This is a genomic window from Ruegeria sp. ANG10, from assembly GCF_040705255.1.
Taxonomy (GTDB): Bacteria; Pseudomonadota; Alphaproteobacteria; order Rhodobacterales; family Rhodobacteraceae; genus Ruegeria.
Genome location: NZ_JBFCVU010000003.1, coordinates 369,851 through 396,574 on the forward strand (window position 1 = coordinate 369,851; position 26,724 = coordinate 396,574).

The following is a 26,724-nucleotide window of genomic DNA, read 5'->3' on the forward strand; positions in this document are numbered from 1 at the left end:
CTTTTGACCCCAAGGCGCCACATGGTTGATCAACCCACATCCCGCGATTGGAGCGGCGTGATCGCTTTAGGCCTCATATGGGGCGGCACGTTCATGGTCGTCGCCATGGCGCTTGAGGGATACGGGCCGGTGACAGTTGCTACAGCGCGCACGACGCTGGGTGCCGTGACATTACTTGGGATGATGGCGTTGACCGGTCGCAAGCTGCCGACGGGCGATCTGAACCTGTGGGGGTTCATCGCCATTATCGGCCTACTGTCCACCGCCCTGCCCTTCATGTTGCTCAGTTGGGGGCAACAATATGTGGCCTCGGCCTTTGCCGGGCTGTCGATGGCGGCGATTCCGTTGATGGTGCTGCCCTTGGCCCATTTCTTTTCGGACGAGCCGCTGAACGCCCGCAGGTTCCTTGGAGTCTCACTGGGATTTTGCGGCGCTTTGGTGTTGATCGGACCGGGTTTAGCGCAGATCGGACAAGGGGCTGAGCCATTGGCCCAGCTGGCCTGCATCGGCGCGGCTTTGTGTTATTCCTGCGCATCGATCTTCACACGGCGTTGCCCGCCGATTGATCCTGTGGTGCTGGCCGCGCTGTCCTTGGTGGTGGGCGCCGTGCTTTTGTTGCCCATCATGCTGGTGACCGAGGGCCTTCCACGTTGGGAAGGTACACGCCCCGGTCTGGCCATTGTCGCGCTGGGGCTGGTACCGACGGCCTTTGCCACACTATTGCGCGTGTCGATCATTCGCAGCGCCGGTTCCGTCTTTCTGACGCTGGTCAATTATCAGGTGCCAATCTGGTCGATGGTCTTTGGCGCATGGATCTTGTCCGAGGCCCTGCCCCTGCGCTTTTACATCGCGCTGATCATGATCCTGACCGGGCTGGCCATCAGTCAGTGGTTCAGCTTGCGCAAGATGCTGATCGGGCGTTAACCAGCGACCGCCTCGACCTCGGCCACGATGCCGTCGACGACCTGCGCTAGCAGCGCATCATCCTCACATTCGGCCATCACGCGGATCAGCGGTTCTGTCCCCGACTTGCGGATCAACAGACGGCCCTGCCCATTCAGGCGTGCCTCGGCATCTGCAATGGCCGCTTTCACGGCACTGGTTTCCAGAGGGGTTTGCCCCTCGCCGTAGCGCACGTTTTTAAGCAATTGCGGAACGGTTTCGAATTGCACCGACAACTCGGACGCCTTGCGACCTGAATGCACCATCTCGGCCAGGAAATGCAGACCGGCCATTAGGCCGTCACCGGTGGTGGCATAATCGCTCATGACGATGTGACCTGACTGCTCACCGCCCAGGTTGAACCCGCCTTCGCGCATCCGTTCGACGACATACCGGTCGCCGACGGCTGTCCGTTCCAGACGCAGCCCCTGAGCGGCAAGGTGCCGTTCCAACCCAAGGTTCGACATGACCGTCGCAACCAGCGCGCCGCCTTCAAGACGATCCGCCTTGGCCCAACAGGTCGCCAGCAACGCCATCAGCTGATCCCCGTCAGCCACCTGCCCGTTTTCATCCACCATCACCACGCGGTCAGCGTCACCGTCCAGGCAGATGCCCACATCCGCGCCGTGCGCGACAACCGTTTCGGCCGCCAGCTGAGGTTTGGTCGAGCCACAATTCAGGTTGATATTCTTACCGTTGGGCGCGATTCCGACCGGAATGACATCTGCGCCAAGCTCCCACAATACCTCGGGTGCCGTGCGGTGGGCCGCGCCGTTGGCGCAATCGACCACCACCTTCAACCCGTCCAGACGCAGATCGCGGGACAATGAGGATTTTACCCGCTCACCATATCGGAACCGCGCATCATCCACCCGACGAGCGCGGCCAATGTTCTGAGCTTGCGCCGGTCTGACGCCCTCTTCGATCAGACGTTCAATCTCCAGCTCAGCCTGATCGGACAGCTTGTACCCGTCGGGGCCAAAGAACTTGATACCGTTATCCTCGGCCGGGTTATGACTGGCCGAGATCATCACCCCCAGATCCGCGCGCATCGAGCGGGTCATCAACCCCACCGCCGGCGTCGGTACCGGACCCAACAGCAGCACGTTCATCCCTGTCGAGGTCAGCCCTGCAGTCAGCGCGTTTTCCAGCATATACCCGGACAGGCGCGTATCCTTGCCGATCACCACCCGGTGCGCACCAGATTGATCGCGGCGAAAATACCGCCCCACGGCAGCCCCAATGCGCAGGGCCATTTCGGCCGTAATCGGATGAGTATTGGCGGTGCCTCGCACCCCATCGGTTCCGAACAGCTTGCGCATTGTCTAACTCCGTAGTTACTCGTCTAGGACGGGATTACCGGACGGCGGCCCACAGACGCAAGGCCTGAGCGGTATGAGCAACGTCATGAACACGCACGATCTGCACGCCTTGCGACAATCCGGCCAGTGCTACTGCGATTGAGCCCGGCGCACGGGCATCCTTGCGCGGCTCTCTCCCGATTTGCCCGATAAAGCCCTTGCGCGAGACGCCCAGCAGAATCGGGCATCCCAAGCCATGGAAAAGGCTGAGATTTTTCAACAAGGTCAAATTATGCGCCTGGGTTTTACCGAACCCGATACCCGGATCGACCAAGATCTGATCGCGGCTCAGCCCGGTCTGCTCCAGCTTTTCAACCTGACCTTCAAGGAAATCATAGACGTCCAGCAACACATCATCATATTGCGGGTCGTCCTGCATCACAGTTGGGTCGCCCTGCATATGCATCACACAGACGGGCGCGTTAACCTCAGCGCAGAAAGGCGCAAGCTGCTGGTCAAAGGTAAAGCCCGATACGTCATTGATCAGCCCCGCCCCCGCCTTCCAAGCGGCCCGCGCAACGCTGGCCTTGCGGGTATCGATGGAAATCAGGGCGCTCGTCTTGGCGCGAATGGCTTCGATCAGGGGTTGCGTGCGGGCGATTTCCTCATCCTCGGGCACGTAGGTAGCCCCCGGTCGGGTCGATTCACCGCCGATATCCAGAATGCTGGCACCATGCTCCACCATCTGCTCAGCAGCGGACACTGCCGTTTCAACCGAGTTGTGTACCCCGCCGTCCGAGAAGCTGTCCGGCGTGGCGTTGAGGATTCCCATGATCTGCGGGCGATCCATCGCCACACCAGCAATCTCGGCGCGTGGGCGCGTCAGACGGTTCAGCGCATCGGCTGGAATATCCTGCGCGGCGACAATCGTCGGCGCATCCGTGCGAGACAGCCGTTCTGCATGGGTGAACCACAATTCCTGCCCGGCAAGAGGAACCGCCCCGTCCGGGCGGGCCGACCCGTGCTGCACCAGCGGTCGAAAATACGCGGTCACAGTTGCGCCTGATCCACTGGAATAGCGCGCAGAGGCGTCTTTGGCGCGTTCGGCAAGGCGCCGCCGATCACCATCATCTCGCTGGCTTCAAAAGTGGCTGCAAACCAGGCTGCCAAGGCTACAGCGTCCGAAGGCGCCGCCGAAGGGCCATCAACTGCATCCAGCACAATCTTGGACGGGGCCCAGACGCAAATCTGCCCATTCTTCATTGCCCAGTCCAATTCCGTCCGCGTCGACACCACCACGCAGCGATGATCCCGTGCGGCCAGAACCCAGGCGTTTTGCTCGATCGCCAACAAATCAATCCGGCGTTGTGTCATCGCGTGACCAGTCTGTGGCACCGTCAGTTCCGACGCGCCGACACACAGGATCAACGGGCGCTGACGGTTCTCCAACTGATCAATCCAACCCGTCAGGTTGGAAGACGAAATGGCCTCGTTCGAGAGGAAAACCAACCGCGGATGGGGGCGTTCTTCTTCGACCACATCGTGGTGGAGCGTGTCCTTGCCGCGCACGATTTCGACACCCAGCGCGCCCGGTCCACGGTCAAGTTTTTCGATGCGAACAAAAGCTCTTACAGCTTGAGGTTCAAGCAAAATGCGCTCCGCGACACGATCCGCCAACGTCTCAAGCAGGTTCAGACGTTCAGCGGCCAGTTCATGGGCAATCGCCTCGGTCACACGGTCGTATGACAGGATACGATCAACATCATCGTCAATCGGATCGGTCAGCGGGCGCACCTCAACCACGATGTTGAAGCAGATACGCTGTGTGGTGCCACGTTCGGCCTGAAAGGCACCGATCTCAACTTCGACGGTATGATCCCTGAGCGAGATGCGATCCAGCGGGCCGCGCGTCGCGGTCGCTTCGGACCGTTCGGACGGGTGCGCAAAGGCAAGGCGGATTTCAGAGCTCATACGGCGAACCTTTTCGGGCTTGGTAAACTAATCTACCAAATTTATAGGATGCGCGCGCATATAGCATCGCAACAAACGCCATTCTAGTCGTTGATTGCGGCGTCAGGTCACGCGAAACCAGCTCATCATCCCGGATGCGGCGTGCCCCAGCATATGGCAATGCAATAGCCAGTCGCCCGGATTGTCGACCACTAGGGCAATTTCACGGGTTTGTCCGCGCTCCACCAGCACCGTATCGCGCCATGGGCCAAGGCTGCCGTCGGGCAGGATCAGCCGAAAATGGTGCCCATGCAGGTGCATAGCATGCGGGAAAGCGGTTTCGTTGACGAACTCGATCCGGTGGGTACTACCGCGCTGTGCATCCAGAAAAGGGTCCAAGGGGCGTTCAGCATACCCGTTCAAGGCCCAGAACCGGCCCAGTTGCGCCAATTCGCGGCCAGAAAGCTGTGTGTCGCCAAGCTGCGCGGATTCCAGCCACCGCATCGCACCGCCTTGCAACGTCATCCGATGCACCGGGGCGTCGTCCAAAACCACTTGAGGCAATGGATTCGCGGGCAAGGGCGCAACGCCTGACCGGGCAGTCGTTGCCGAAGTACCGGAAACCGGGAACCGTACCAGACCAAAGCCCCCGTCCCGCTCGCGACTGATCAGCCCGGCGATGGTGTCAGGTTCTGCTGTTACGTCCACAATCAAATCCGCGCGTTGAGCCGGGGCTAGTGGAAAGCCGTCCTCAACCTCTAACGGGGTTTCAAGCGGCATTCCGTCCAGCGCAACGATCCACCCCGCCACCCCGTCCAAGGCCAGATCGTAGATACGCGCGTTAGAGGCATTGATCAGCCGCAGGCGCAAACGCTCGTGGCGGCGCGCGGGAAAGACAGGATCAAACTGGCCGTTGACCGAGATCAGATTCCCCAACCGCCCGGCATGGCTTTGATCATGACCGTTGTCGAAATCTTCAACGATATGTCCGGTGTCTGGGTCCAGCCGCCAATCATCCAACATCAGTGTCAGGTCTTGGTCGATATCTGGCCCTGTAGCCTCTTCAACGATCAGTGGGCCGTATAGGCCGCGCGCCACCTGCTCGACCGAGCGATTATGCGCGTGATACCAATAGGTTCCCGCGTCTGGAACGACAAAGTCATAATCGAACCCCTCACCCGGTGCGACCACATCCTGCGTCAGGCCCGGCACACCGTCCATCGCATTGTCGATCCGGATGCCATGCCAATGCACTGTTGTTGGCTGAGGCAACTCGTTCGCCAACCTGCGCTGAACCCGCGCGCCCTGAGGCAACCGGATTTCGGCTCCAGGTACACCTCCGCCATAGGACCAGACAGGCGTTTGGGGAAAACCATCAGGGGCGATCTGCTGCATCGCCGTCTTTGCGATCAGATCAGAGCTTGATGCGCGGGCCGAGTGTGGCAGTACCGTCAGTGCGGCTGCTGATTGCAGAAATTGTCTGCGTGTAAAAATCATTGCGGGCCTCCTGGCCCGCAACATAGGTTATAAAACGCCCCGCGCCAGCAAGGTTCCAGCGCGGGTGCGTCAATCAGTTGCTCGCTGTTCGATAGTTGTGCCGGTAGAAAATGTGCACGCCGATCCGTGCGGTTTCCTTATACACACGCGACCAGGACGGACGGACCGCCGTGGTGTGGTAGTGCGTAGCACCTTCGGTCAGTTCTTTGGTGACACCGTCGATGGCCGCACGCGCAACTTTCGATACGCGCTCATACGCCTTCTTTTCGCGGATCACTTCCTTTTGGCCATCACAGGTGTAAGTGAACTGGCACTGGTATTTCTTACCGGTTCCCTGCTTGATTACGCCGCACAGCGAGTCCGGGAACCGGCCACTGTCCACGCGATTTAGGATAACCTCGGCCACGGCAAACTGCCCGCGCACGCTTTCACCACGTGCTTCAAAGTACAGCGCCTCGGCCAGACAATTGAAATTTTCGTCCCCGGTGGCCTTGGGCTGTTGATCCAGCCAATCCTTCGAGTACGATATTTTTTGGGGCTCAAGCTCTTTTCGGGGCTTGAACAGAGTCAGATAGTCGCGAAAATTCTGTCCGGGCACTTCGGTCCGGGTGACAAGTTCGCGTTCGGCAGTATCGGTGGCTTTCTTATCAGCGAAAGACACACTAGGCAGCATGGTTGCCGCCAACGTGGCAGCAGCCAGTATGTATCGTAGCATCAGATAACCTCGCACAGGCACATATCGCGCCGTACCCTCCCCCGGCGGGCGCGACGAGGCATTTAGCGCAGTCCGACGCAGACGTCCAGATCAGAAGAAAACGCAAGTGGAAAATCGCCCGTGGCGAAAATTAATTCTGCCACAAGGTTGCCTAAAAACCACTAATCCTAGGGCAAACACCCTGTGTCAACCCCCAAGTCTGGACGAAATCGCCAGCTGAGCGGAAGCCAGCCGAGCGACAGGCACCCGGAACGGAGAGCATGACACATAGTCAAACCCTAGGTCGCGGCAGATGGCGATTGATTCGGGGTTACCGCCATGCTCACCGCATACTGAAAGGGTAACATCCGGCTGGGCCTGACGTCCACGTTCCGCACCGAGTTTCAGCAATTCTCCGACCCCGTCTGGGTCAAGCACATGGAACGGATCCTCAATGAAGACGCCCTGCCGAACATAATCCGACATGAACCGGCCCGCGTCGTCGCGTGACAGCCCGTAAGTCATCTGGGTCAGGTCATTGGTACCGAAGCTCAGGAACGCGGTTTGAGGGGCTATTTCATCCGCCCGCAAACAGGCCCGAGGCGTTTCGACCATGACACCCAAACGGTATTCAAACTCTTCACCCCGTTCGCTTGCAACCGACGCGGCGACCGAGTCGATACGGGATTTGACCAGCTCAACCTCGCGCTTGGCCGAGACCAGCGGGATCATCACCTCAGGCACGACAGGCGCACCGTCCTTGCTGGCTTCAAGCGTCGCCTCAAAAATGGCGCGGGCCTGCATGTCATAAATCTCGGGTACGGTCACACCCAGACGCACGCCGCGCAGGCCCAGCATCGGGTTATATTCAGTCATCGCCGCAACCCGCCGTTCCACATCTGACACCGGCAGGTCCAGCGCCTCGGCCAGCTCGCGCTGTCCACCGCGCGTGGTCGGCAGGAATTCGTGCAAAGGTGGGTCAAACAAGCGGATACAGACGGGTTGACCTTCCATGATCCGGAACAGTTGAACGAAATCCTCACGCTGCATTGGCAGCAATCGCTCCAAAACCGCCGCGCGCCCTGATGGGGTTTGCGCAAAAATCATCTCGCGCATCACGATCAGACGTCCAGGATCAAAGAACATATGCTCAGTCCGACACAGGCCTATCCCCTGCGCCAAAAAGTTCCGAGCCGTCTGAGCATCGGCCGGTGTATCCGCGTTGGCGCGGATGGCAATGTCGCGCTCATCATCCGCCCAGCCCATAAGCGTTTGAAAACAATCGTCCAGAGCCGCCTCAAGCATCGCAGGCTGTCCGGCCAGAACCTGGCCCGAAGACCCGTCGATCGTCAAAACGTCACCCGTCTTGAACACCCGCCCGTCGGGGGCAGACAGCAGCCGTTTCTTGGTCTGAAACCGCATCTCGGACGCGCCGACGATACAAGGCAAACCCAACCCGCGACCGATCACGGCGGCGTGGCTGGTCATACCGCCCTTTTCGGTCAGCACGGCAACCGCCGCATGCATCCCGCGCACATCTTCGGGCGAGGTTTCACGGCGTATCAAAATACACGGCTCGCCGCGCGCGGCGCTGGCCTGCGCCTCGGCGGCGGTGAACACGATCTTGCCCGTTGCAGCCCCAGGGCTGGCGGCAATACCGGTGGTCAGTACATCCCGCTCTGCCTCGGGATGGACCTGACGGTGCAGCATTTCGTTTAAGGAATGCGGATCGACCCGCATCACCGCCTCTTGCGGCGGGATGATGCCGTCTTCGGCCAGGCGAACGGCAATCCGCATCGCCGCCCGTGCACTGCGCTGTACGCGTACACCGTCCAGAATATGCACATGGCCATTCTCGATCACGAACTCGACCTGCATCTCCTCGCGCAGCTTGGCGCGCATCAAGGCTGCGTGGGCCTTGAGTTCGGCAAATGCCTGTGGGGCGACCTCTTCCAGTGATTTACCGCGCGGGTCTTTTTCCAGATACAGCGCGGCCACATCCGCACCCAGCGCATCGCGGCCTTGGCTTTGACTGAGATACCGACCGGTGATTTGCGGCAATCCAGTTGCAGGATCAATCAGTTGCAAAACACCCGAGCCGCACTCGCCCTGCCCCACGCCGGGGATCATTTCCTGAATGACCAAGCCCAACCCCGCATCCGCCGGCGCTCCCTTGGCCTGTCGCAGCAACCGGGCCGAAGTTCCATCCCACGCCCGCGCCATTGACCGAAGGACGGCAATCAGTTGCTCGCCCCGGTCTTGGGGGAATGCCTCGTCCGTCTCATCCTCATAGGCGCGCAAAGATTGGCTCAGCCCTTCGCTGCCATCCGCGCTGATATCGTCGAAAACATCCGCGTCCAGACGGGCAACGTGAATTGCGTAGCTTTGGACAAAGCGCAAGTACAACGCGGCGGCGGCCTCGGCCCCCATCGAGTCCGACAGATCCACGTAGCGCGCGTCGTTCATACCGATATTCAAGATCGCACCGGGGCCGCCCCAATCGGGGTCTTCCGAGCTTGGCCGGACGCATAGCAACGCCGTCTGTTCAAACTGTTCCAGAACTGCGGCGATATCCGGCACCTGCCCTTCCGCAATCCGATGCACCGCGTCAAAGGACAGCGCCACCGTTCGGGGCACCGGAAGGTCCAAGCGGACCAGACGTTGCAGACATTTCGCCCGTCCGCCATGGGTGTTGGCAGCGACGGGCGCTTCGGTTGTGATCAGAGTGGTATGCGGATTATTCTGCACTGCAGCACCTTTTGGTTTCACCGCAGCATAAGCCCTTGCACCAATGGCGCAAGGGCGTTCTGGATTAACCTTCGATCTTGCTGAGGTCCGCCACGCTGGAACAGACTTGACGGATTTGGCTCAGCAGGTTCAGACGGTTGCGGCGCAGAATATCGCTGTCGGTATTGACCTGAACCTCGTCAAAAAACGCATCGACTGGGCCACGCAGTGCTGCCATTGTCGCCATCGCTTTTGGGAAATCCTCGGCCTTGAGCGCCGGTTCGATCTCGGCCTGCGCGCGATCCAAAGCGGCAAACAGAGCCTTTTCGCTTTCGGTCTCGGCGAATTTCACATCCGCGCCATAAGAGTATTCGACCCCGTCCTTTTCCTCGGCCTGCGTCAGAATATTGTTGGCGCGCTTGAAGCCCTGCACGAGGTTCTCGCCATCCTCGGTCGCGATCACCGCATTTAATGCACGGGCGCGTTTGACCAGCAGGTTCAGGTCATCATTGCCGCCCGTCGCGATACAGGCGTCGATGATGTCGTGACGGATACCCTCGTCGCGCAGGAAAACCTTGAGGCGGTCGTGGAAGAACGACAGCAAATCCGCGGGCACAGATGAGAAGACCGCGTTGGCTGCCTCGACCTGATGCGCCAGATCGTGGACGCGTTTGGCTGCGGCATCCTTTTCTTCGTCGCTTGCCTGTGCTTGCTCGGCTTTGGCACCCAAAAGGGCCGCTTGCCACTCGGGCACTTTCAACAGAACCATCAACGCGGTTTCCAATAGATCGGTCAGGGAAAGGCGCAGATTATTTTCCAGAACCAGCCGGGTAACCCCCAACGCCGCGCGCCGCAATGCAAACGGGTCTTTCGATCCGGTCGGTTTCTCATCAATCGCCCAAAACCCTGTCAGCGTGTCCAGCTTGTCGGCCAGCGCCACGGTTACGGACAGCGGCGCGGTCGGCACGTCATCCGACGGGCCCAACGGCGAGTAGTGTTCCTGTGCTACGGCAGCCACTGCGGCCTCTTCACCCGCCGCTTCGACATAGTAACGACCCATAAGCCCCTGAAGTTCGGGAAACTCATAAACCATCTCAGAGCTCAGATCGGCCTTGGCCAGACGGGCGGCTTTCTCTGCCTGATCCGCATCCGCCCCGGTCACCGAGGCCAGTTCGCGGGCCAGCGCGGCGATGCGCTCGATCCGCTCGGCCTGTGTACCCAATTGATTGTGGAAGGTCACATTCTCCAGCGCGCGGGTCCATTGGGCAATGTCCGACTTGGCCACGCGCAAATCGTTCTCCCAGAAGAACTTGGCATCGGCCAGACGGGCCGACAACACCTTCTGGTTGCCCGCCAGAATGGTCACCCCGTTGTCGGCGGTTTCACGGTTGGCAACGGTAATGAACCGCTCGATCCGGCCTGTCTTCGGATTGCGGACCGAGAAGAATTTCTGATGCTCTTTCATCGAAGTCTGCAGCACCTCGGGCGGCAGTTCCAGAAACTCCTCGTCGATCTTGCCCATCAGAACCACAGGCCATTCTACCAGGCCGGCGACCTCGGCCAGCAGGCCCTTGTCGTCGACCACTTCCAGACCGGCGGCAAAGGCCATGTTCTGGGCGTCGTTCCAGATATGTTCAGCCCGGTCAGCAGGGTTCAGCACGACAAACGCGCGCTTCAGTTTGGCGGCGTAGTCATCGAACGACGTGACCGAGAACCGATCCGGCGCCATAAAACGGTGGCCAGCGGTGGTGTCGCCGGAGGCAATGCCTTCGACCTCCAGCGGCACGACTTGCGCGCCCGTCTCATCGGACAGGATGCACAGGATCGAATGCAGCGGACGCACCCAGCGCAGGGAACCGCCACCCCAGCGCATCGACTTGGGCCAGGGAAAGTTGCGAATGGTTGCCTCAAGCACCTCGGCCACGATCTCGGACGCCGGGCGACCCGCTTTTTCGATGGTTGCAAAATAGACCGCACCTTTGGGTGTCTCGCGTTCTTCCAGTTGGTCGCGGGTCAGACCAGCGCCACGTAGGAACCCTTCGATGGCTTTGTCCGGTGCGCCGACCTTGGGGCCCTTGCGTTCTTCGCGGATCGTCGGGCTTTCGGCCAGCAAACCTTCGATCGCCAGCGTCAGGCGGCGCGGCGTGGTCAGGGCAGCGGCCCCGGCATAGGTCAGACCAGCCTCGACCAAACCGTCGGTAATCCGCTTTTTCAGGTCCTCGCCCGCGCGGGTCTGCATGCGGGCGGGGATTTCCTCGGAAAACAGTTCGATCAGCAGGTCGGGCATTTTCGGTCCTTAGAAATTGACGATCGTCTGAATGACGATGGCATTGGCGATATCCACAAAGAAGGCGGATACAAGGGGCAGCACGATAAAGGCAATAGGCGACGGGCCATATCGCTTGGTAACTGCGGTCATATTGGCGATGGCCGTCGGGGTCGCGCCCAATGCAAAACCGCCAAATCCCGCAGACAGCACGGCGGCGCGATAGTTGCCGCCCATCACCGGGAACAACACCCAAATCACAAAAGCCACTGTAAAAAGTGTCTGCGCGGTCAAGACGACTACGATGGCCAACCCCAGCTCGGCGATGGTCCAAAGCTGCAGGCTCATCAGCGACATGGCCAGAAACGCCCCCAGCGAGAATTCCGAGATCAGCGCAAGCGAAGGTGTGCGGGACACTGGCGGCGCTTTTGGCGCAAAGGCTGCGCGCAGGTTGGCAATGACGATCCCCATGATCAGACAGGGCACGAACGAAGGCAGTTTCAGGCCGGTGGCCAGGATCGCCTCATTCAGCGCCAACCCAAAAATGATCGCCACGTTCAGATGCAACAGAACCCGCATGATGGTCAGGTGGTCGATCTTAGTCTCCGCCTCAGTCGCATCATCGGGCAAACCGACGGTGTGTTCTTCGCCCGGGCGGTCCGGCGTCAGGTTTTTACCCTCGATCAACAGGCGCGCAATCGGTCCACCAACCAGAGCGGCCAGCACAAGGCCTAAGGTTGCCACGGCGACGCCCAACTCGGTCACGCCCGTCAGGCCGGTCGCCGCGCCAACCTCGGGCGCCCAGGCAATCGCCGTGCCGTGGCCACCGATCAGAGAGGCCGAGCCGAACAAAACCCCGGCCTGCGCCGGATATCCAAACGCCACCGCCCCAACCGCACCGACGACATTTTGGGCAACAATCGTCACTAACGTCAAAATAATTAGCAACAGCAGAGGCTTACCGCCCGCAATCAAATCTGACAGGCGTGCGTTCAGGCCAATCCCGGCAAAGAACACAATCAGCAGGAAGTCGCGGGCGGCCAGATCGAATCTCAGTTCAAGACCGGTAGCCAAATACAGAAACAGCAACAGGAACGAGGCAAGAAGACCGCCCGTCACCGGTTCAGGGATATTGAATTGCCGCAGCACAGCCACCCGCGCGTTGATTTCGGCCCCGATCAGGTAAACCGCGATGCCCAGGGTGGCAGTCAGTAAGTTTGAAACCTCATGTACGGCCTCAGTCATGGCGCCCTCAGTTTTCGGGGCGCGGCGGGCATTCCTCGCCCACCACCGTGCCGTCATAGGCCTTTTCACCGCAATTGTTCAGCGCGTGCCAGACATAGCCTTTGCCATCTGCTGTCACGGCCACAATGCGGTCCACGCCATAGTGGATGTTCTTCGCCCCCATATAAGCCTGCGCCTGTCCAGACTTCAGAGCCTCGGCAATGGCAACCGCGTCGTAGCAGTCAAACCAGCCCGGCGCGGTCAGCGGTTCGGGGTTTTCGACCGGTTGAAAAGCCGCAAGATCATCGCTCGTCATCTCGGTCTCAAAACACGCCCGGTATCGGATCGGAGAGCTGTCCGCATCAATCGCCTGAAACGCCGTGTACGGGATCGGCTGAGGTTCCTCTGCCCCCTCAACAAGCAATGCCACGTCCTGCCCCGGTCTAGCTTCGACGTCATAGTAGAACCCATAAACCTGAAGGTAATACATGCCCAGCCCGGCCAAAGCCGCGGAAACAATAAGGATGATTGCAAGCATTTTTCCGGTCATCTTCTCAACATCCCGATCACGCGGCCTCTTTCAACTTGGCAGGAAATAGGCCAGTTTCCAAACTGATACAGGTCGGAGCGAGGCTTTTCGAATGGACATGACCCTTGCCGTTGGGTTCTTCGGCGCGCTGTTTGCGATCATGAACCCGATCACCAACCTGCCCGTTTTCCTGAGTGTCACCGACGGCCTGACGCCCGCTGATCAGCGCAAGGTCGCGGCGAAAACGGCCACGTACTGCCTGATCCTGGGCGGAGCGTTTGCCGCCATCGGCAATCAGACGCTTGGCCTGTTCGGGATCAGTGTCGATGATCTGCGCGTCGCAGGTGGTCTGGTCGTTCTGATGATCGGTCTGAACATGCTGAACGGCAACGAAAGCACCTCGCACCACGGGACCAAGGGGGAAAAGCAAGCCTACCCTGAACCCGCGACGGTGGCGTTTTATCCGCTGGCCTTTCCCATTCTGGTCGGGCCCGGCACGATCACGACGCTGATCCTGTACGCCCACCACATCGCAAAGCCCATGGACGCCATCATCTATGCGGGCGTGTTTCTTGTGGTTCTGTTCCTGCTGTTCATCACTTTCTGGAACGCCTCGGCCCTGGCTAAACGCCTGTCCGACAACGCGCGTGTGATCATGAGCCGTTTCATGGGCATGATCCTGTCGGCCATCGCAATCGGCATGATCGCGGATGGCCTGAAAGTGCTGTTGCCGGGATTGGCCTGAGCGCGCCATCAGGCCTCGAACCCAGCTGCCCCGGTCTGTACAAACGCATCGGCACATTGCTTGGCCAGCGCCCGCACGCGACCAATATAGGCCTGCCGTTCCGTGACCGAGATGACCCCCCGCGCGTCCAGCAGATTGAACATGTGGCTGGCCTTGATGCACTGATCATAGGCCGGGTGCGCCATGATGATACGCTTGCCGGTTTTTGGGTCGTCATGCTCCTGCGCCAGAATAGCGGCGCACTCGACCTCGGCCTCTTCGAAATGACGCAGCAGAACCTCGGTGTTGGCGACGTCAAAGTTCCAGCGGGCGTATTCCTCTTCGGTCTGTTTGAAGATGTCGCCATAGGTCAGCGGGCTGGGCGATTGCGGATCGTTAAAGGGCATGTCCATAACGTGATCAATGCCCAGCACATACATTGCCAGACGCTCCAGACCATAGGTCAGTTCGCCCGACACCGGCGCACAGTCGTGGCCGCCAACCTGCTGGAAATAGGTGAACTGGCTGACTTCCATGCCGTCACACCAAACCTCCCAGCCAAGCCCCCAGGCGCCCAGAGTTGGGCTTTCCCAGTCATCCTCGACAAAGCGGATATCATGCAGGTCCATGTCGATGCCGATGGCCTGAAGGCTGCCCAAATACAGCTCTTGCAGATCCGGCGGGCTGGGTTTGATCAGCACCTGGTACTGATAGTAATGTTGCAATCGGTTGGGGTTTTCTCCGTAGCGCCCATCAGTCGGGCGGCGCGAGGGTTGCACATAGGCCGCCGCCCACGGTTTTGACCCCAAGGCGCGCAGCGTGGTGGCCGGGTGGAACGTACCTGCGCCGACCTCCATGTCATAAGGCTGCAGAATCGCGCAGCCTTTCGAGGCCCAATAGGTTTGAAGTCGCAGGATAATTTCCTGAAAAGAACGTGGTGCGCTGGACGGTTCGGTCATGACATTCCCTTTGGACGCCCCTGCGCCCGGTTCCGGTCGGTTTTGTCCTTCCTATGCAAGGGGCAAAGGGGCGTCAACGGGCCAATCGGGTCAGGCTGTCACTGCACCGCCACACTGGAAATTCCCCGTATTCCAGGCATGGCTTTCTGCGGTTCAATTCGCGTAGTCTGCCGCAAAGCTAAAACACTGCGAACACGGGCAGACAATGACACGCATATTCACTGTAATTTTGTTTCTATTTTCTATCGGCGCAGGCGCCGTATCAGCGCAACAGGACGCTGGGGTCTGGGTTCAGGTCGAGGCGCGCCCTTCGCTGCGCGAGGCACAAGAGCGCGCGCAGGCTTATTCAAACCTCCTGCCGGACGTAAACGGATTTCGCCTGAACTCTGGCTGGTATGCCATTGTTATCGGGCCTTATTTGCGCAGTGATGCCCAGCAGGTACTGGACGTCTACCGGGCCGAAGGGCAGATACCTGCTGACAGCTACATAGCCTTCACCAGCTCTCTGGGTCAGCAGTTCTGGCCGGTCGGGGCGAACATCCTAGACCGGGGCGTGGTGGCGCCGCCCGTCGAAAACACTCCACAACCCGAAGCGACTGTCTCGGGATTGTCGGCTGAGCCCGCAGATGAAACCCGCTCGCAGGCCCTACAGTCCGAACGCCTGCTTACTGCGCAAGAGCGTCGGAATTTGCAGACAGCCTTGCAGGCCGCAGGGTTTTATAACGCCACAATTGACGGTGCCTTTGGTCAGGGCACGCGCCGTTCGATGGGTGACTGGCAGCGTTTCAACGGCTTTGAAGCAACCGGTGTTCTGACAACAGCGCAGCGCAAGTCGCTAATGGATGACTATAACGCGCCGCTGATCAGCGTCGGCATGGCGCGTTATTCAGACCCGCAGGCCGGGATTGATCTGGACCTGCCATTGGATGTTATTGCCTTTGACCGCTATGAGGCCCCCTTTGCGCATTTCAAAGGCACCACTAACTTGGATGCCAAGGCGCTGCTGATCAGTCAGCAAGGCGACAAGGCCACCCTGCGCGCCCTGTACGAGGTGATGCAGTCGCTTGAGATCGTTCCTCTGGACGGGCCCCGACAACTGCGCGGTGATCGCTTTACACTGGAAGGTCGCGGGAACGGAGTTGTCTCGTACACTCAGGCCGCGCTGAAGGACGGTCAGATCAAAGGCTTCACGCTGGTCTGGCCCGAAGGGGATGAGGCCCGCCGAGCACGGGTTCTGGCCGCGCTCAAGGCCAGCTTCACCACAAACAGCGCTGTTCTGGACGCAGGGGCCGGGGCGAATGCCGAGCAACGGATCGATCTTGTTTCCGGCCTGCAAATCCGCAAGCCGCGCCTGTCCCGGTCCGGCTTTTTCACCGATACCAGCGGTACAATCCTGACGGTATCCGAGGCCACCGACAGCTGCACCCGGATCACCCTGAACGACGATCAGGAAGTTCAGGTCGCCTGGGCCGATGCTGATCTGGGTGTGGCCGTTCTGCGGCCCCGGAACAACCTTGCGCCGATCAGCGTCGCGGAATTCGGCACCGATCAACCGCGCATCCAATCCGAGGTCGCAGTGTCGGGCTTTTCGTATCAGGGCGCATTGGGGGCGCCGACGCTGACCTATGGCCAGATTACTGACGTGCGCGGCCTGAACGGAGAAGACGGAGTGAAACGTCTGGCGATGGCCGCCCAGCCGGGCGATGCTGGCGGACCTGTTTTCGATGACGCCGGTCAGGTTGTCGGTATGTTGCTACCCACCCCGTCTGATGGGCGCACCCTGCCCGCCTCGGTCAGTCTTGCAGCCACGGCTGAGCGGTTGAACGCGGCGCTTGAACAGGCGGGCGTCTCGGGCCAACCAGGTCAATCGACTGCCGAGATCTCGCCCAACGAACTTAGCCGCAGGGCCAACGGAATGACCGTTCTGGTGCATTGTTGGGATTAAATTGATCCCAAAAAGTGGAACGCCGCCCCTTTGGGCGGCGTTTTTTGTGGTTACACGATATCAGGCGTTACGCGGATCAGGGTTGGAACCGGCGCATCAAAGGCCGCACGCACTGCGGTCTGCATTTCGGCCAAGCTAGCGGGCGCGGCAGACAGGGCCCCAAAGGCCTCGGCCAATTTGCAGAAATCCGGGTTGTGGGCGATCACCGCGTTCGGCGCAATCTGACCACGGACCATACTGTCCTCGATCTCTTTCAGCTTGCCGTTGTCCCACAGGATAATGGGCAGTGAAAGGCCAAGCTCGACCGCTGCACCAAGCTCCATCATTGTATAGTGAAATCCGTAATCCCCGGCGATCACAGCTGTTGGTTTTCCCCGGCGCGCAACTGCACCGCCGATGCCCGCAGGCAATCCATATCCCAACGTGCCAAAGCCGGTCGGGTGATGCCAGTGATAGGGATAGGCCATATCCCAGACCTCTTTCCCGGCATAGGCGATTTGGGTCATGTCGGAATAGATCATCGTATCCGCTGGCATGGCATCGCGCAGAGCATCAAGCACCGGAACGATCCCTGGCCGCTCGGCATCGACCTCGGCACGCCAGCGTCTGCGTGCCTCGGTGATTTCCTCCGGTGTCCAACCCGTTGCGGGTTTCACCTTATCAATCGCACCCCACAAAGCATGCGCAAAGCTTTCCCCATCAGCCTGCAGCTTGACGCCTGCGCGATGGTGATCAGACAGAACTCTGGGATCAAGATCGACCCGCACCAGATGAGCGCTGTGCCCCAGGTTGTCGCGCCACAGATCGACCTCGCCCAGTTCGGCACCTACGGCGACTACAAGGTCAGCGGACCCTATTACCTCGGCGCTGCCGGGGCGCGTCAGCATGGCACCAAAGTCCAACGCATAGCCCTGCCCGGCCATCCCACGCCCAGCAAAAGTTGTGAAGCAGGCCGCACCCAGTTCCGTCAATATCTGCCGCCACAGGTTAGAGCGCGCGCCACCGCCCAAAATGAACAACGGCCTGCGCGCGATATTCAGCAGTGACATGACCGGAGCAATGTCGGGCGGCAAAACCTTGGTGCGCAGCCCCGGCTGATTGGGAAATGGCGCGGATTCGGCATCGGCCTCAAGCTGGGCAATCGGCACCTGAATATGTTTGGGGCGCGGGCGGGACAGTTCGAATTCTTCAAAAGCACGCTCGACCAGACCATAAGCGGCCTGTGCGGAATTGGCCTGCCGCGACCAGTCGGTCACGGTTTCAGCCGCCCCAAGCTGATCCTTCATCTGATGCAACTGCCCATGCACCGCCTGCGTTTCATCCAGACACGACGACATCACCAGCAGGGGCACCGAATCCGTATAAGCCTGCCCCATCGGTGTCATGATGTTGCACAGCCCCGGCCCGGTGATCACATAGGCCACGCCCGGCTTGCCGGTTGCACGGGCATAGCCATCGGCCATGAACCCGGCCCCCTGTTCATGCCGGGCCAACACATGCGTGATGCCAGCTTCTTCGATGCCGCGATACATTTCCTGATTGTGAACACCGGGAATGCCGAAAATCACGTCAACGCCCCGATCTTTCAACATATGCGAAATCTGGGCCCCCAAGGGTCTTTTCATTAGTTTCTCCAGAATTGGACGGTGAACAACGCGTAGACGGCCAGCAGTTCCAACCGTCCGACCAGCATGCCGACGGACAACAGCCATTTGGCGGTGTCATTCAGACCGGCGAAATTTCCTGCGGGGCCAATCTGGCTACCAAGTCCCGGCCCCACATTGGCCAGTGCGGTCGCAGCCCCAGAAACCGAAGTGATGAAGTCCAGCCCTGTCAGAGCCAACGCCCAGGCCAGCACACCCAGCGACAGCACGAAGAACATGAAGAAACTCATCACCGAGGTCAGGACATCCGTCCCGATGGTGCGCCCGCCATATCGCGGGGCAAATACGCCATGCGGTGACCGAATACGGCGAATTTGCGTTTTGATCGACGCAAACAGCAACTGATACCGGAAAATCTTGATCGAACATGCGGTCGAGCCCGCGCATCCTCCGATCAGACCGATCAGAAAGAACAGCATGACCGGGAAACTGCCCCACGTCATGTAATCAACGCTGGCATAACCCGTACCCGAAATGATCGAGGTGATGTTGAACAGCGATTCCCGGAACGCCTGTTCCCAATGATGCGGAAAGACCACGGTCAGGAACACCGCCATAACCACGACCAGCACCAGGATTGTCGCCAGGAATGTCTGTATCTGGCTGTCCTGCCACAGTGAGTTCGTGTTGCCATTGGCGAATTGAACATAGCGCACGAAGGGCAGCGCCGCGAGGATCATAAAGACCGCAGCCGCATACTCGGTCGGCCCCGAGAAACTACCGAAGGACGTGTCGTAGTTCGAGAATCCTCCGGTCGCGATGGTTGTCATCGCATGCACGACGGCATCGAAAAACCCCATCCCCAAACCGGCGTAGACAAGCGCGCAGACGAAGGTCAAAAAGACATAGATCAGGGAAATCTGCCCTGCTATCTCTTGCGCTCGCGGCAGGATTTTTCCCATGGTTTCAAACCCTTCTGAGCGGAATATTTGCATCCCCCCCACGCGAAGTTCGGGCAGGAAAACCATGGCGACAACAATGATACCAATACCGCCCAGCCATTGCAGCAACCCGCGCCACAACAGCAAACCCTGCGGCAGATTATCAAGCCCGGAAATGACGGTCGAACCAGTGGTGGTCAGCCCCGACATCGCCTCAAAATAGGCATCGACAAAACGCAGCTCGGTCTCGCCGAATAAAAACGGGATTGCGCCGAAAAAGGGCAGCGCCACCCAAACGCCAGTGGTCAGCAAAAAGGTCTGACGAATGGTCAGACCTTCGCCCACTCCGTTCGAACAGCTAATGGACAGGATAACGCCCGTCAGCATGGTGATGACGCCGCTTCCAAGAAACACTGGCCATTCGCCCCGGCCTTCGATGAAATCCGCAAGCATGGGAAGCATCATGGTCGCCCCAAGAATGGCGACCAACAGGCCAATCACATATCCAACCGGGCGCATATCCGTCATGAGGCGCAGCGTTGGCGCGCCTGCACGACAGTGTCAAGCGGATGTCCCGTTTACTTGTCGGTTTTGCTGACGGGTGTGGGCATCGCGGGCGGTTTCGAAGGCGCGCGCGTCCGGTTCTGAGGTGCCGCAGGCTTGGCTGTGTCCGCTAGGGTCGCCACAGGTTTCACCTCGGCTTTGGGTGCCGCAGGCTTGGCAGCAGGTGCAGCCGTTGGTTTTGCCGTGACCGATTTCGCCGCCTGCACTTTGGGCGCGGCTGGCTTGGCTGTGGCCTTGGGTGCCGAAGGTTTCGCAACTGCCTTAGGAGCTACGCGTTTTGTGGCAGGTTTGGGTGCGGCGGGCTTTGCATCGGGCTTGACGGCCGCGGGTTTAGGCGCTGCAACTTTGGCTACTGCTGGCTTGGCGGTTGCATTTGCCACAGCGGGTTTAGGTGATTCGGCCTTTGGGGTCGCTGCCGTCTTGGCCCGAACGCTCGGCTTGGACTTTGGTGTGGCGGTCGTTTTGACCTTGGCTACAGGCTTGGCAACCGCCGCCTTGGATTTGAATTCCGGCTTCTTTTTAGCAGGTGCAGGAACCGACGAAGACGCGTGCAGGGCATGCACTGGAACGAAAGGCAGCTCCATGGCCGAATTCGCCAAAATCTGCATGATCTTCAGTTGGTTGCTGACTGCATAACCGGCCAGTCGAATGGCCGCCGCCTGAAATTCAAGCGGTTGGGTAATCGGATTCATTAGTCATTTCTCCTGTAAAAACGAAGCAACCTTCCAAGAAAAGAACCGCTCTGCCCCACCCCGGTATTAGGGGCGAGTGACCAAGGCCTGAAATCCCCGGGCATCGCACGTCGCGGCTTCCTTTTCAGAGTGGCCCGAGGGCTGACACGCCCTCACACCACGGCTGCGTTCACGGATAGTTTAACGCGAAACACACTGCGCGTGCAGAAAAATTGCTGCAATGCGGCAATATTTCGCCAATTGGATCAAAATGAGACAACAGGATGCTCTTTTCGAGCTACCCGATGTGAAACAGGGTCGAGAACAAGCGCGGATCCAGGCTGGCGGAAACAAAGGTTGGCCCTTCGGTCAGAACCGAAACTGCGTCGTGGCTGTGCAGGCTTTCCTGATGGCTGGCCACCACGCGGAAATCACCGACATGATGATCGGCCAGAAGCTCGGCACAGAACAAACGCGCGGCGTCTTCGACAAAGATTGGGTTGGCTGCGTTCAATTCGGCAAAGGCCTGTTCATCCTCGCGCTTGACCATCACTTGCGTTTCGGTCGGTACGGCGCGGCGGCACAGCGCGATCAGATCCTCAAACCACAGGCAATCCGCTTCGCAATCAACAACAACGGAAATCCGCGCGACAGAACGCTGAGAATGCGGTGTCGCCAGTTGCCCCCGTGTGGACCGCGCATGTTCGCTAAGCTCAAGCGAACATGGGCAGGTGGATGAATAGACATAGTCCAGATGGATGATCTTCTGACGTGCGCCGTTCTGTTCGACCAGTTCCAACGCGATATCGTAATATTGATACCCCGCCAGTCCCGATCGCAAGCTTTCCACACGATCCGGGTAAGAAAAGCGCATTTGGATACGTGCATCAAAACTGTCCAGATCGGTCATGTAGTCGTCCAGCGCGGCCTCCATGACCTCAAAGCTGAACGTGCGTTCGGCATGTTTGTAGAACGAGCGCATGATGCGGGACATGTTGATGCCCTTCTTTTCGGCATCAAGGCTGACCGTTCCGGTCACCGAGGTTTCAAGCGTCAGGTCGTCACCATGTTTACGGTGAAACCGGATCGGCAGGCGGAAGTTGGAAATGCCCACATGCTGAATCTGCTGTTTGGCCCCGCGGATCAGGCTGGACGGTCCGTTTTGAAGGTCTGGCAACGATGCCCGATAGGCCGCGTCGACCTTGAAGTCTTCGGCATAATCACGCGACAGCGAAGGGTAATTCACCGGAACCAGCCCAGGCACCAGGCGCGCGATGGCTGGATCAAGCTGGCTGATTTCAGCTTCGGTCGCGGACTCGGCCCATTTGCGCAGCGTTTTCAACGCTGCGGCGGCGTCATCATTGTCAGGTGCGTCTTCAATGGTGCGGGGGTACACATTCATCGAACGGGGTTCCTCGGTTGGTCGCCGGACTATATACAGGTTCGGCAGATTTTCCAGTTTACCTGTATACGCTCAAAAACAAAGCCTGGATGCATTTTCACACAGGGCGAGGCATTTGCACCCTGTGTGTTTAGGTTAATTGCGGCTTTACCGCTGCGACACGTCCAACGCTTGCTTGATATCAGCCAACAGATCAGTGGCGTCCTCTAGCCCAATGGACAAACGGATCAGACCGGGGGTGATGCCAAGCTCATCTTTCTGCTCATCGCTCAGGCGCTGATGCGTCGTGGTCGCCGGGTGCGTGGCAATCGACTTGGCGTCTCCCAGATTGTTCGAGATCACGGGAATCCTCATCGCATTAAGGAATGCAAAAGCTGCATCCTTGCCGCCTTTGATGTCCAGCGACAGAACTGTGCCACCCTTGCCGCCCAACTGTGTCTGCACGAGGTCACTCTGTGCATGCGTCTTCAGGCCAGGATACAAGGTCCGTACGAGCGCCACATGCCCTTCCAGAGCTTCAGCCACTGTTTGGGCCGTTTCTGCCTGCGCGTTGACGCGAAGCGCCATGGTCTCAAGACCTTTTAGCATGATCCATGCATTGAACGGGCTCAGTGCGCCACCAGTGTGCTTGAGGTAAGGCTCGACCGTGCCGCGAATGAACTCCTTCGTGCCGATGATGACACCACCCAATGCGCGCCCTTGCCCGTCGATGTGCTTGGTTGCGGAATAGACGACCACATCGGCTCCCTGCTCTATCGCGCGTGAGAAGACAGGAGTGGAAAAGACGTTGTCCACAATCACCAGAGCCCCGGCGGCGTGGGCCAGTTTGGCAACTGAGGCAATGTCGATCACCTCAAGCGTCGGGTTCGACATGGATTCGAAGAATACCGCCTTAGTGTTCGGCCGGATCGCTGCTTTCCATTGCTCCAGATCGGTGCCGTCCACAAATGTCACGTCCACGCCGAACCGGGTCAGGATGTTTTCGACAATATACAGGCAAGAGCCAAACAGCGCTTTAGCCGAAACAATGTGGTCCCCGGCCTTCAGCATCGAGGTCAACGCGCCATTTACGGCGGCCATACCTGAAGCAGTGGCAAAGGCATCCTCGCCCCCCTCAAGCGCCGCAATACGCTGCTCGAACATCGACACGGTGGGGTTGCCATAGCGGGCATAGATGAACTCATCCGGGCCACATTCCAGAAACCGGGCCTCGGCCTGTTCGGCGTTCTCGTAGACGAACCCCTGGGTCAGAAAGATCGCCTCGCTGACCTCATTGTATTGGCTGCGGCGGATGCCGCCATGGACGGCTTGGGTGCGTTTGTTCCAGCTTTCGCTCATGTCATTCCTCTCGACCCTTGCCTTGCCTTGCAAAGGCATCAAAAAAACCCCAGACGCGGTCAAGCGAAAGGGGCCTTTCATCCTGACCTTTTAGCGGTGTTGTTTAGCGTGGCCCGCAATCCGGTAACAAATCGCCACGTAGCTCTGCGAGAGGCAATACGCTTCGGGAGGTTTGACGTCAAGCCCGGCTTTCCCTGGTCACGGTTGCGTAATCGGCTCTTGCCGCCTCGTCAGAAACCCGCATGATCCTTTCAACAAAAGGAGGGCACATGGCGGACTCGATTGATCTGTATTTTTGGCCTACCCCCAACGGGTGGAAGGTATCCATCGCGCTTGAAGAAATGGAGCTGCCCTACTCCACGCATCTGATCAACATCGGCAAGGGTGATCAGTTTGACCCCGAGTTCCTGAAGATTTCGCCCAACAACCGTATGCCTGCAATCTTTGACCCTGACGGGCCCGACGGCGCGCCGGTATCCGTGTTCGAAAGCGGGGCAATCCTGATGTATCTGGCCCGCAAGACCAGGCGGTTTTATGGCAATACCGAGCGTGACCGGATCGCGGTCGAAGAATGGCTGATGTGGCAAATGGGTGGCGTTGGCCCGATGGCCGGTCAGGCGCATCACTTCCTGAAATACGCACCCTACATGGACCCACCGCAGGACCTGCCCTATGCCAAAGACCGCTACCGTACCGAGGTCGGGCGTTTGTACGGTGTGCTGGATCGACGGCTGGCTGACTACGAGTATGTTGCGGGAGACTTCTATTCCATTGCTGACATGTCAATCTGGGGCTGGGCAAGTCTATGGGAAGGGCAACAGCAGGAGTTAGAAGGCAAGCCGCACTTTGCCCGCTGGCTGGAGACGGTCAGTGCCCGCCCCGGCGTCCAAGCCGGTCGCGCGCTACACGCAGAATTGCGTGGGGATAACCGGGACAAGCAGGCGCAGGAGACCTTGTTTAAGCGATAAGGCCCGTTGATCCAGTGTCGGCTCTGAGCCCACAATTACCAATGCTGCAGCTTGCCTGAACATCAGAAAAGTGGGCTTCGCCATCCATTTAGCGAAGGGTCTTGGTTTGTCTGAGAAGACCCGATTTGATGACATCGACAGGTAAGGTAAGCCTGACTGGTTAAGTCACGAGACTTTCTCTTAACGTGAGTGACTACTGGCGACACTCTTTTTAATTGCGTGAGCGCACCAATGAACAAGTTCCGAATTGAATTCCTGAGTATCGCATCATCACTCGTATGGTTTTGCACCGGGTATGCGGCTTTGTCAGAGAACGCACCTGAAGACATTTGGGAACACTGCCAGACGAGTGAAACCTGCACGATCGAATATGACCATCTGTCCAACCAGGAAGATGAACCTTACCTGTTTCTCGGATATGTAATGGAGCCCGAGCAGGCCCGGTGGGAGCAGTTTCGAGAAGCCATTCAGACATACCCCGATGTGAAAAGTTGCCTTCTGAAAGATGAACAAAACAAAGAGGTGCCAAATCTACTCAAGTTTGATTGGGCCAGAGTTGGTACGGGCGACGGAGCGGCTGTGTGTGTGTTTCGAGTTACTCGAAGCCTTGGTGATCCAGACAGAATCCAAAATTGGTTTAAATATCACGAATTTGAGGTGGCCGGACCCTACAGGTACTTCAGCGAGGATTTTGTTCCAACAAGTGAGAATCAGCCCGTGGCGACCATGACGGGGTATTGGACGACGGAGCAATACAGACGTCACACCCCTTCGTTAATCGCCAAGCTTGTTGGTTTGGACGCCGTGCGCCGATACGAAATCATCCTAAGCATTTCTTATGAAAACCAAGTGGTTGGCTCAACAACTATACGGATCGTAAAATAGTGAGGTTAAATGGATGGCAAAAGGCTGCTTTGTTCGCATTGCAGACCTATCCCCCGCCCGCACCATCACATCCAGTTCCGCGAGGTATCCTCTACATCTTCTGGGTTCAAATTCGGCATCAACTGCGCACTGCATTTCGATCTGCACTGAGGCAACAAGGGAAAGCCAGCACAGAGCAATTTGTTCAAGCGATGAGAAATCCCTGCTATACTCTGGCTTTGAATAGGAAAAGGATTTTGCAAAACCCAGACCGGTCCACGCCTCGACACCTGTTTTGAGGCTGGTCAGGCGACCACCGGTCGGGCCGGAAATTGAACGAGTTGTTTTATGCGAGTTTTAACCCCTCTGTTTTTTTTATGCGCAGGTATGGCGAGTGCCGCGCCAGATTGCGAGGAGGCTGCGCAGGCTCAACCGCATGAACTGGTGGCCTATGACCCGTCCGCTGAATTGGACGTACTGTTGGAGGAAGACGCCGTCGCAGCCCCCGCCAAGCGCGAACTGACTGTATCCCCCAGACCGCGGCTGCGACCCTGCAAATTCCGTCAGATCGAGGTTGGCCGCGAACGGATGCGCGATCGCGGTGCGGTGTGTGGTGACTGGACCATTCTCGGCGAGAGCCGAAAACCCTTTAGAGGAAAATACCGGGGATGTGGCATTGCCGATCCCGTGCGTATCCGCGTGGTGTCTGATGTCTTTCTCAGCCAATTGGCGCTGATGGATTGCGAAACCGCCATCACGCTCAAGACATGGCTGGAGAACACGGCCAAACCCACCTTTGCGGATCAGGGTGGCGGTTTGAAAGGAATTCGTCTGGCCGGCCACTATGCGTGCAAGACACAGAATAACCAGCCGCGCGCGCGAATGTCGGAACACGCCCGTGGCCGCGCGATTGATATCTCATCCTTTATACTAATGGATGGCACCGTGATCACGGTACGCGACGGGTGGGCAGCTGAAGATACAAGCGAGGCCATGCGTGAGCTTCATGCAGGCGCCTGCGGTCTGTTCGGCACAGTTCTGGGTCCTGACGCCGACCGCTATCACAAAGGGCATTTCCATTTTGACACGGCGCGCCGCCGCAGCGGATCTGTTTGCCGCTAGTGGCCTAACCCTCTCCCCGTACCAATACATCCAGCATTGATGAGATATCCTCGATCTCTTCCGCGATCACATGGGTCACCGAATGCGCCCGCTGCATCCGGCCCGTGACCCGCAACAGGCGCCCGGAAATCACCGCGCGACGGAATTGTTCGTAGATTTTTCGCCAGACGACCACGTTCACGATGCCGGTCTCATCCTCAAGCGTGACAAAGATCACCCCCTTGGCTGTCCCCGGCCTCTGCCGCAGAATCACCAGCCCGGCGACAGCCACGCGCGCGCCTTCGGGCGGGTCGTCCAGCCGGTTGGCTGGCAAGCAGGCCGGCGGGCGCGGCCAGTCCCGGTTTGAAACCGCAGGGTGAACAGGGGCAATAAGCATTAGAACAAAAATAGAACAAACTGTAGGAAAGTCCAGACACGGCGTGTTGAGTCGCAAATGGTACTGGAAAGACCCAAACGCCTTCACTAAGGAAGAATTCGACAATCGAAAAAGGA

At 58.8% G+C, this 26,724-nt stretch carries 22 protein-coding genes and 1 riboswitch; of the genes, 6 read left to right on the top strand and 16 right to left on the bottom strand.

Features of this window, described 5'->3' with window-relative positions; translation table 11 throughout:
• Positions 1 to 21 precede the first annotated feature (21 nt).
• On the top strand, positions 22 to 924 hold the full coding sequence (locus AB1A64_RS08920) for a DMT family transporter (protein ID WP_366551085.1): 903 nt from the start codon (positions 22 to 24) through the stop codon (positions 922 to 924).
• Here AB1A64_RS08920 and glmM read toward each other — a convergent pair.
• From glmM to AB1A64_RS08965, 9 genes are all read right to left on the bottom strand, one after another.
• The gene (glmM, locus tag AB1A64_RS08925) at positions 921 to 2,264 is read right to left on the bottom strand and encodes a phosphoglucosamine mutase (protein WP_366551086.1); all 1,344 of its coding nucleotides are present in this window, start codon (positions 2,262 to 2,264) and stop codon (positions 921 to 923) included. The two genes, AB1A64_RS08920 and glmM, sit on opposite strands and share 4 nt — an antisense overlap.
• A 34-nt stretch (positions 2,265 to 2,298) precedes the next feature.
• Positions 2,299 to 3,297 carry a dihydropteroate synthase gene (folP, locus tag AB1A64_RS08930; RefSeq protein WP_366551087.1) on the bottom strand — a complete coding sequence of 333 codons (999 nt, stop codon included), beginning with the start codon at positions 3,295 to 3,297 and terminating at the stop codon, positions 2,299 to 2,301.
• Positions 3,294 to 4,214 (bottom strand): dihydroneopterin aldolase, encoded by a 921-nt coding sequence (locus AB1A64_RS08935; RefSeq protein ID WP_366551088.1) that lies wholly within the window; start codon positions 4,212 to 4,214, stop codon positions 3,294 to 3,296. Before AB1A64_RS08935 ends, folP begins: the two co-directional genes overlap by 4 nt.
• Before the next feature lie 102 nt (positions 4,215 to 4,316).
• Entirely contained in the window at positions 4,317 to 5,690 is a 1,374-nt protein-coding gene (locus tag AB1A64_RS08940) for a multicopper oxidase domain-containing protein (protein ID WP_366551089.1), read from the bottom strand.
• 73 nt (positions 5,691 to 5,763) lie between these two features.
• Positions 5,764 to 6,405 (bottom strand): cell wall hydrolase, encoded by a 642-nt coding sequence (locus AB1A64_RS08945; protein ID WP_366551090.1) that lies wholly within the window; start codon positions 6,403 to 6,405, stop codon positions 5,764 to 5,766.
• 186 nt (positions 6,406 to 6,591) lie between these two features.
• The gene (locus AB1A64_RS08950) at positions 6,592 to 9,153 is read right to left on the bottom strand and encodes a putative PEP-binding protein (RefSeq protein WP_366551091.1); all 2,562 of its coding nucleotides are present in this window, start codon (positions 9,151 to 9,153) and stop codon (positions 6,592 to 6,594) included.
• 43 nt (positions 9,154 to 9,196) lie between these two features.
• Complete coding sequence (glyS, locus tag AB1A64_RS08955) at positions 9,197 to 11,398, bottom strand: glycine--tRNA ligase subunit beta (RefSeq protein WP_366551092.1); 2,202 nt, start codon at positions 11,396 to 11,398, stop codon at positions 9,197 to 9,199.
• A 9-nt stretch (positions 11,399 to 11,407) separates the two neighbouring features.
• The gene (gltS, locus tag AB1A64_RS08960; RefSeq protein ID WP_366551093.1) at positions 11,408 to 12,622 is read right to left on the bottom strand and encodes a sodium/glutamate symporter; all 1,215 of its coding nucleotides are present in this window, start codon (positions 12,620 to 12,622) and stop codon (positions 11,408 to 11,410) included.
• Positions 12,623 to 12,629: 7 nt separating this feature from the next.
• Entirely contained in the window at positions 12,630 to 13,151 is a 522-nt protein-coding gene (locus AB1A64_RS08965) for a DUF6446 family protein (RefSeq protein WP_366551094.1), read from the bottom strand.
• Positions 13,152 to 13,242: 91 nt separating this feature from the next.
• Between AB1A64_RS08965 and AB1A64_RS08970 the strand changes: the two genes are divergently transcribed.
• Positions 13,243 to 13,875, top strand: a complete 633-nt coding sequence (locus AB1A64_RS08970; protein WP_058280911.1) for a MarC family protein — start codon at positions 13,243 to 13,245, stop codon at positions 13,873 to 13,875.
• Between the two features lie 8 nt (positions 13,876 to 13,883).
• On the opposite strand, the gene AB1A64_RS08975 is transcribed toward AB1A64_RS08970, so the two are convergent.
• Positions 13,884 to 14,813, bottom strand: a complete 930-nt coding sequence (locus AB1A64_RS08975; protein ID WP_366551095.1) for a glycine--tRNA ligase subunit alpha — start codon at positions 14,811 to 14,813, stop codon at positions 13,884 to 13,886.
• Positions 14,814 to 15,018: 205 nt separating this feature from the next.
• Between AB1A64_RS08975 and AB1A64_RS08980 the strand changes: the two genes are divergently transcribed.
• Positions 15,019 to 16,758 (top strand): serine protease, encoded by a 1,740-nt coding sequence (locus tag AB1A64_RS08980; RefSeq protein WP_366551096.1) that lies wholly within the window; start codon positions 15,019 to 15,021, stop codon positions 16,756 to 16,758.
• Positions 16,759 to 16,808: 50 nt separating this feature from the next.
• On the opposite strand, the gene AB1A64_RS08985 is transcribed toward AB1A64_RS08980, so the two are convergent.
• The 5 genes from AB1A64_RS08985 to metZ form a co-directional block, all read right to left on the bottom strand.
• On the bottom strand, positions 16,809 to 18,383 hold the full coding sequence (locus AB1A64_RS08985) for a thiamine pyrophosphate-binding protein (protein ID WP_366551097.1): 1,575 nt from the start codon (positions 18,381 to 18,383) through the stop codon (positions 16,809 to 16,811).
• Entirely contained in the window at positions 18,383 to 19,831 is a 1,449-nt protein-coding gene (locus AB1A64_RS08990; protein WP_366551098.1) for a TrkH family potassium uptake protein, read from the bottom strand. Before AB1A64_RS08990 ends, AB1A64_RS08985 begins: the two co-directional genes overlap by 1 nt.
• A gap of 50 nt (positions 19,832 to 19,881) precedes the next feature.
• A complete protein-coding gene (locus AB1A64_RS08995; protein ID WP_366551099.1) occupies positions 19,882 to 20,559 on the bottom strand; it encodes a hypothetical protein in 678 nt (225 codons plus the stop codon).
• Between the two features lie 277 nt (positions 20,560 to 20,836).
• Positions 20,837 to 21,940, bottom strand: coding sequence for a GTP cyclohydrolase FolE2 (folE2, locus tag AB1A64_RS09000; RefSeq protein ID WP_366551100.1), 1,104 nt, complete (start codon positions 21,938 to 21,940; stop codon positions 20,837 to 20,839).
• Positions 21,941 to 22,087: 147 nt separating this feature from the next.
• Positions 22,088 to 23,278 carry an O-succinylhomoserine sulfhydrylase gene (gene metZ, locus AB1A64_RS09005; RefSeq protein WP_366551101.1) on the bottom strand — a complete coding sequence of 397 codons (1,191 nt, stop codon included), beginning with the start codon at positions 23,276 to 23,278 and terminating at the stop codon, positions 22,088 to 22,090.
• Between the two features lie 70 nt (positions 23,279 to 23,348).
• Positions 23,349 to 23,426, bottom strand: a riboswitch (SAM riboswitch).
• A 121-nt stretch (positions 23,427 to 23,547) separates the two neighbouring features.
• Between metZ and AB1A64_RS09010 the strand changes: the two genes are divergently transcribed.
• From AB1A64_RS09010 to AB1A64_RS09020, 3 genes are all read left to right on the top strand, one after another.
• Positions 23,548 to 24,246, top strand: a complete 699-nt coding sequence (locus AB1A64_RS09010; protein ID WP_366551102.1) for a glutathione S-transferase N-terminal domain-containing protein — start codon at positions 23,548 to 23,550, stop codon at positions 24,244 to 24,246.
• Positions 24,247 to 24,477: 231 nt separating this feature from the next.
• On the top strand, positions 24,478 to 25,131 hold the full coding sequence (locus AB1A64_RS09015) for a hypothetical protein (protein WP_366551103.1): 654 nt from the start codon (positions 24,478 to 24,480) through the stop codon (positions 25,129 to 25,131).
• A 366-nt stretch (positions 25,132 to 25,497) separates the two neighbouring features.
• The gene (locus AB1A64_RS09020) at positions 25,498 to 26,232 is read left to right on the top strand and encodes an extensin family protein (RefSeq protein ID WP_366551104.1); all 735 of its coding nucleotides are present in this window, start codon (positions 25,498 to 25,500) and stop codon (positions 26,230 to 26,232) included.
• Between the two features lie 4 nt (positions 26,233 to 26,236).
• Here the strand turns inward: AB1A64_RS09020 and AB1A64_RS09025 are convergent, their stop codons facing one another.
• Positions 26,237 to 26,608 carry an OB-fold nucleic acid binding domain-containing protein gene (locus tag AB1A64_RS09025; RefSeq protein ID WP_366551105.1) on the bottom strand — a complete coding sequence of 124 codons (372 nt, stop codon included), beginning with the start codon at positions 26,606 to 26,608 and terminating at the stop codon, positions 26,237 to 26,239.
• Positions 26,609 to 26,724 lie beyond the last annotated feature (116 nt).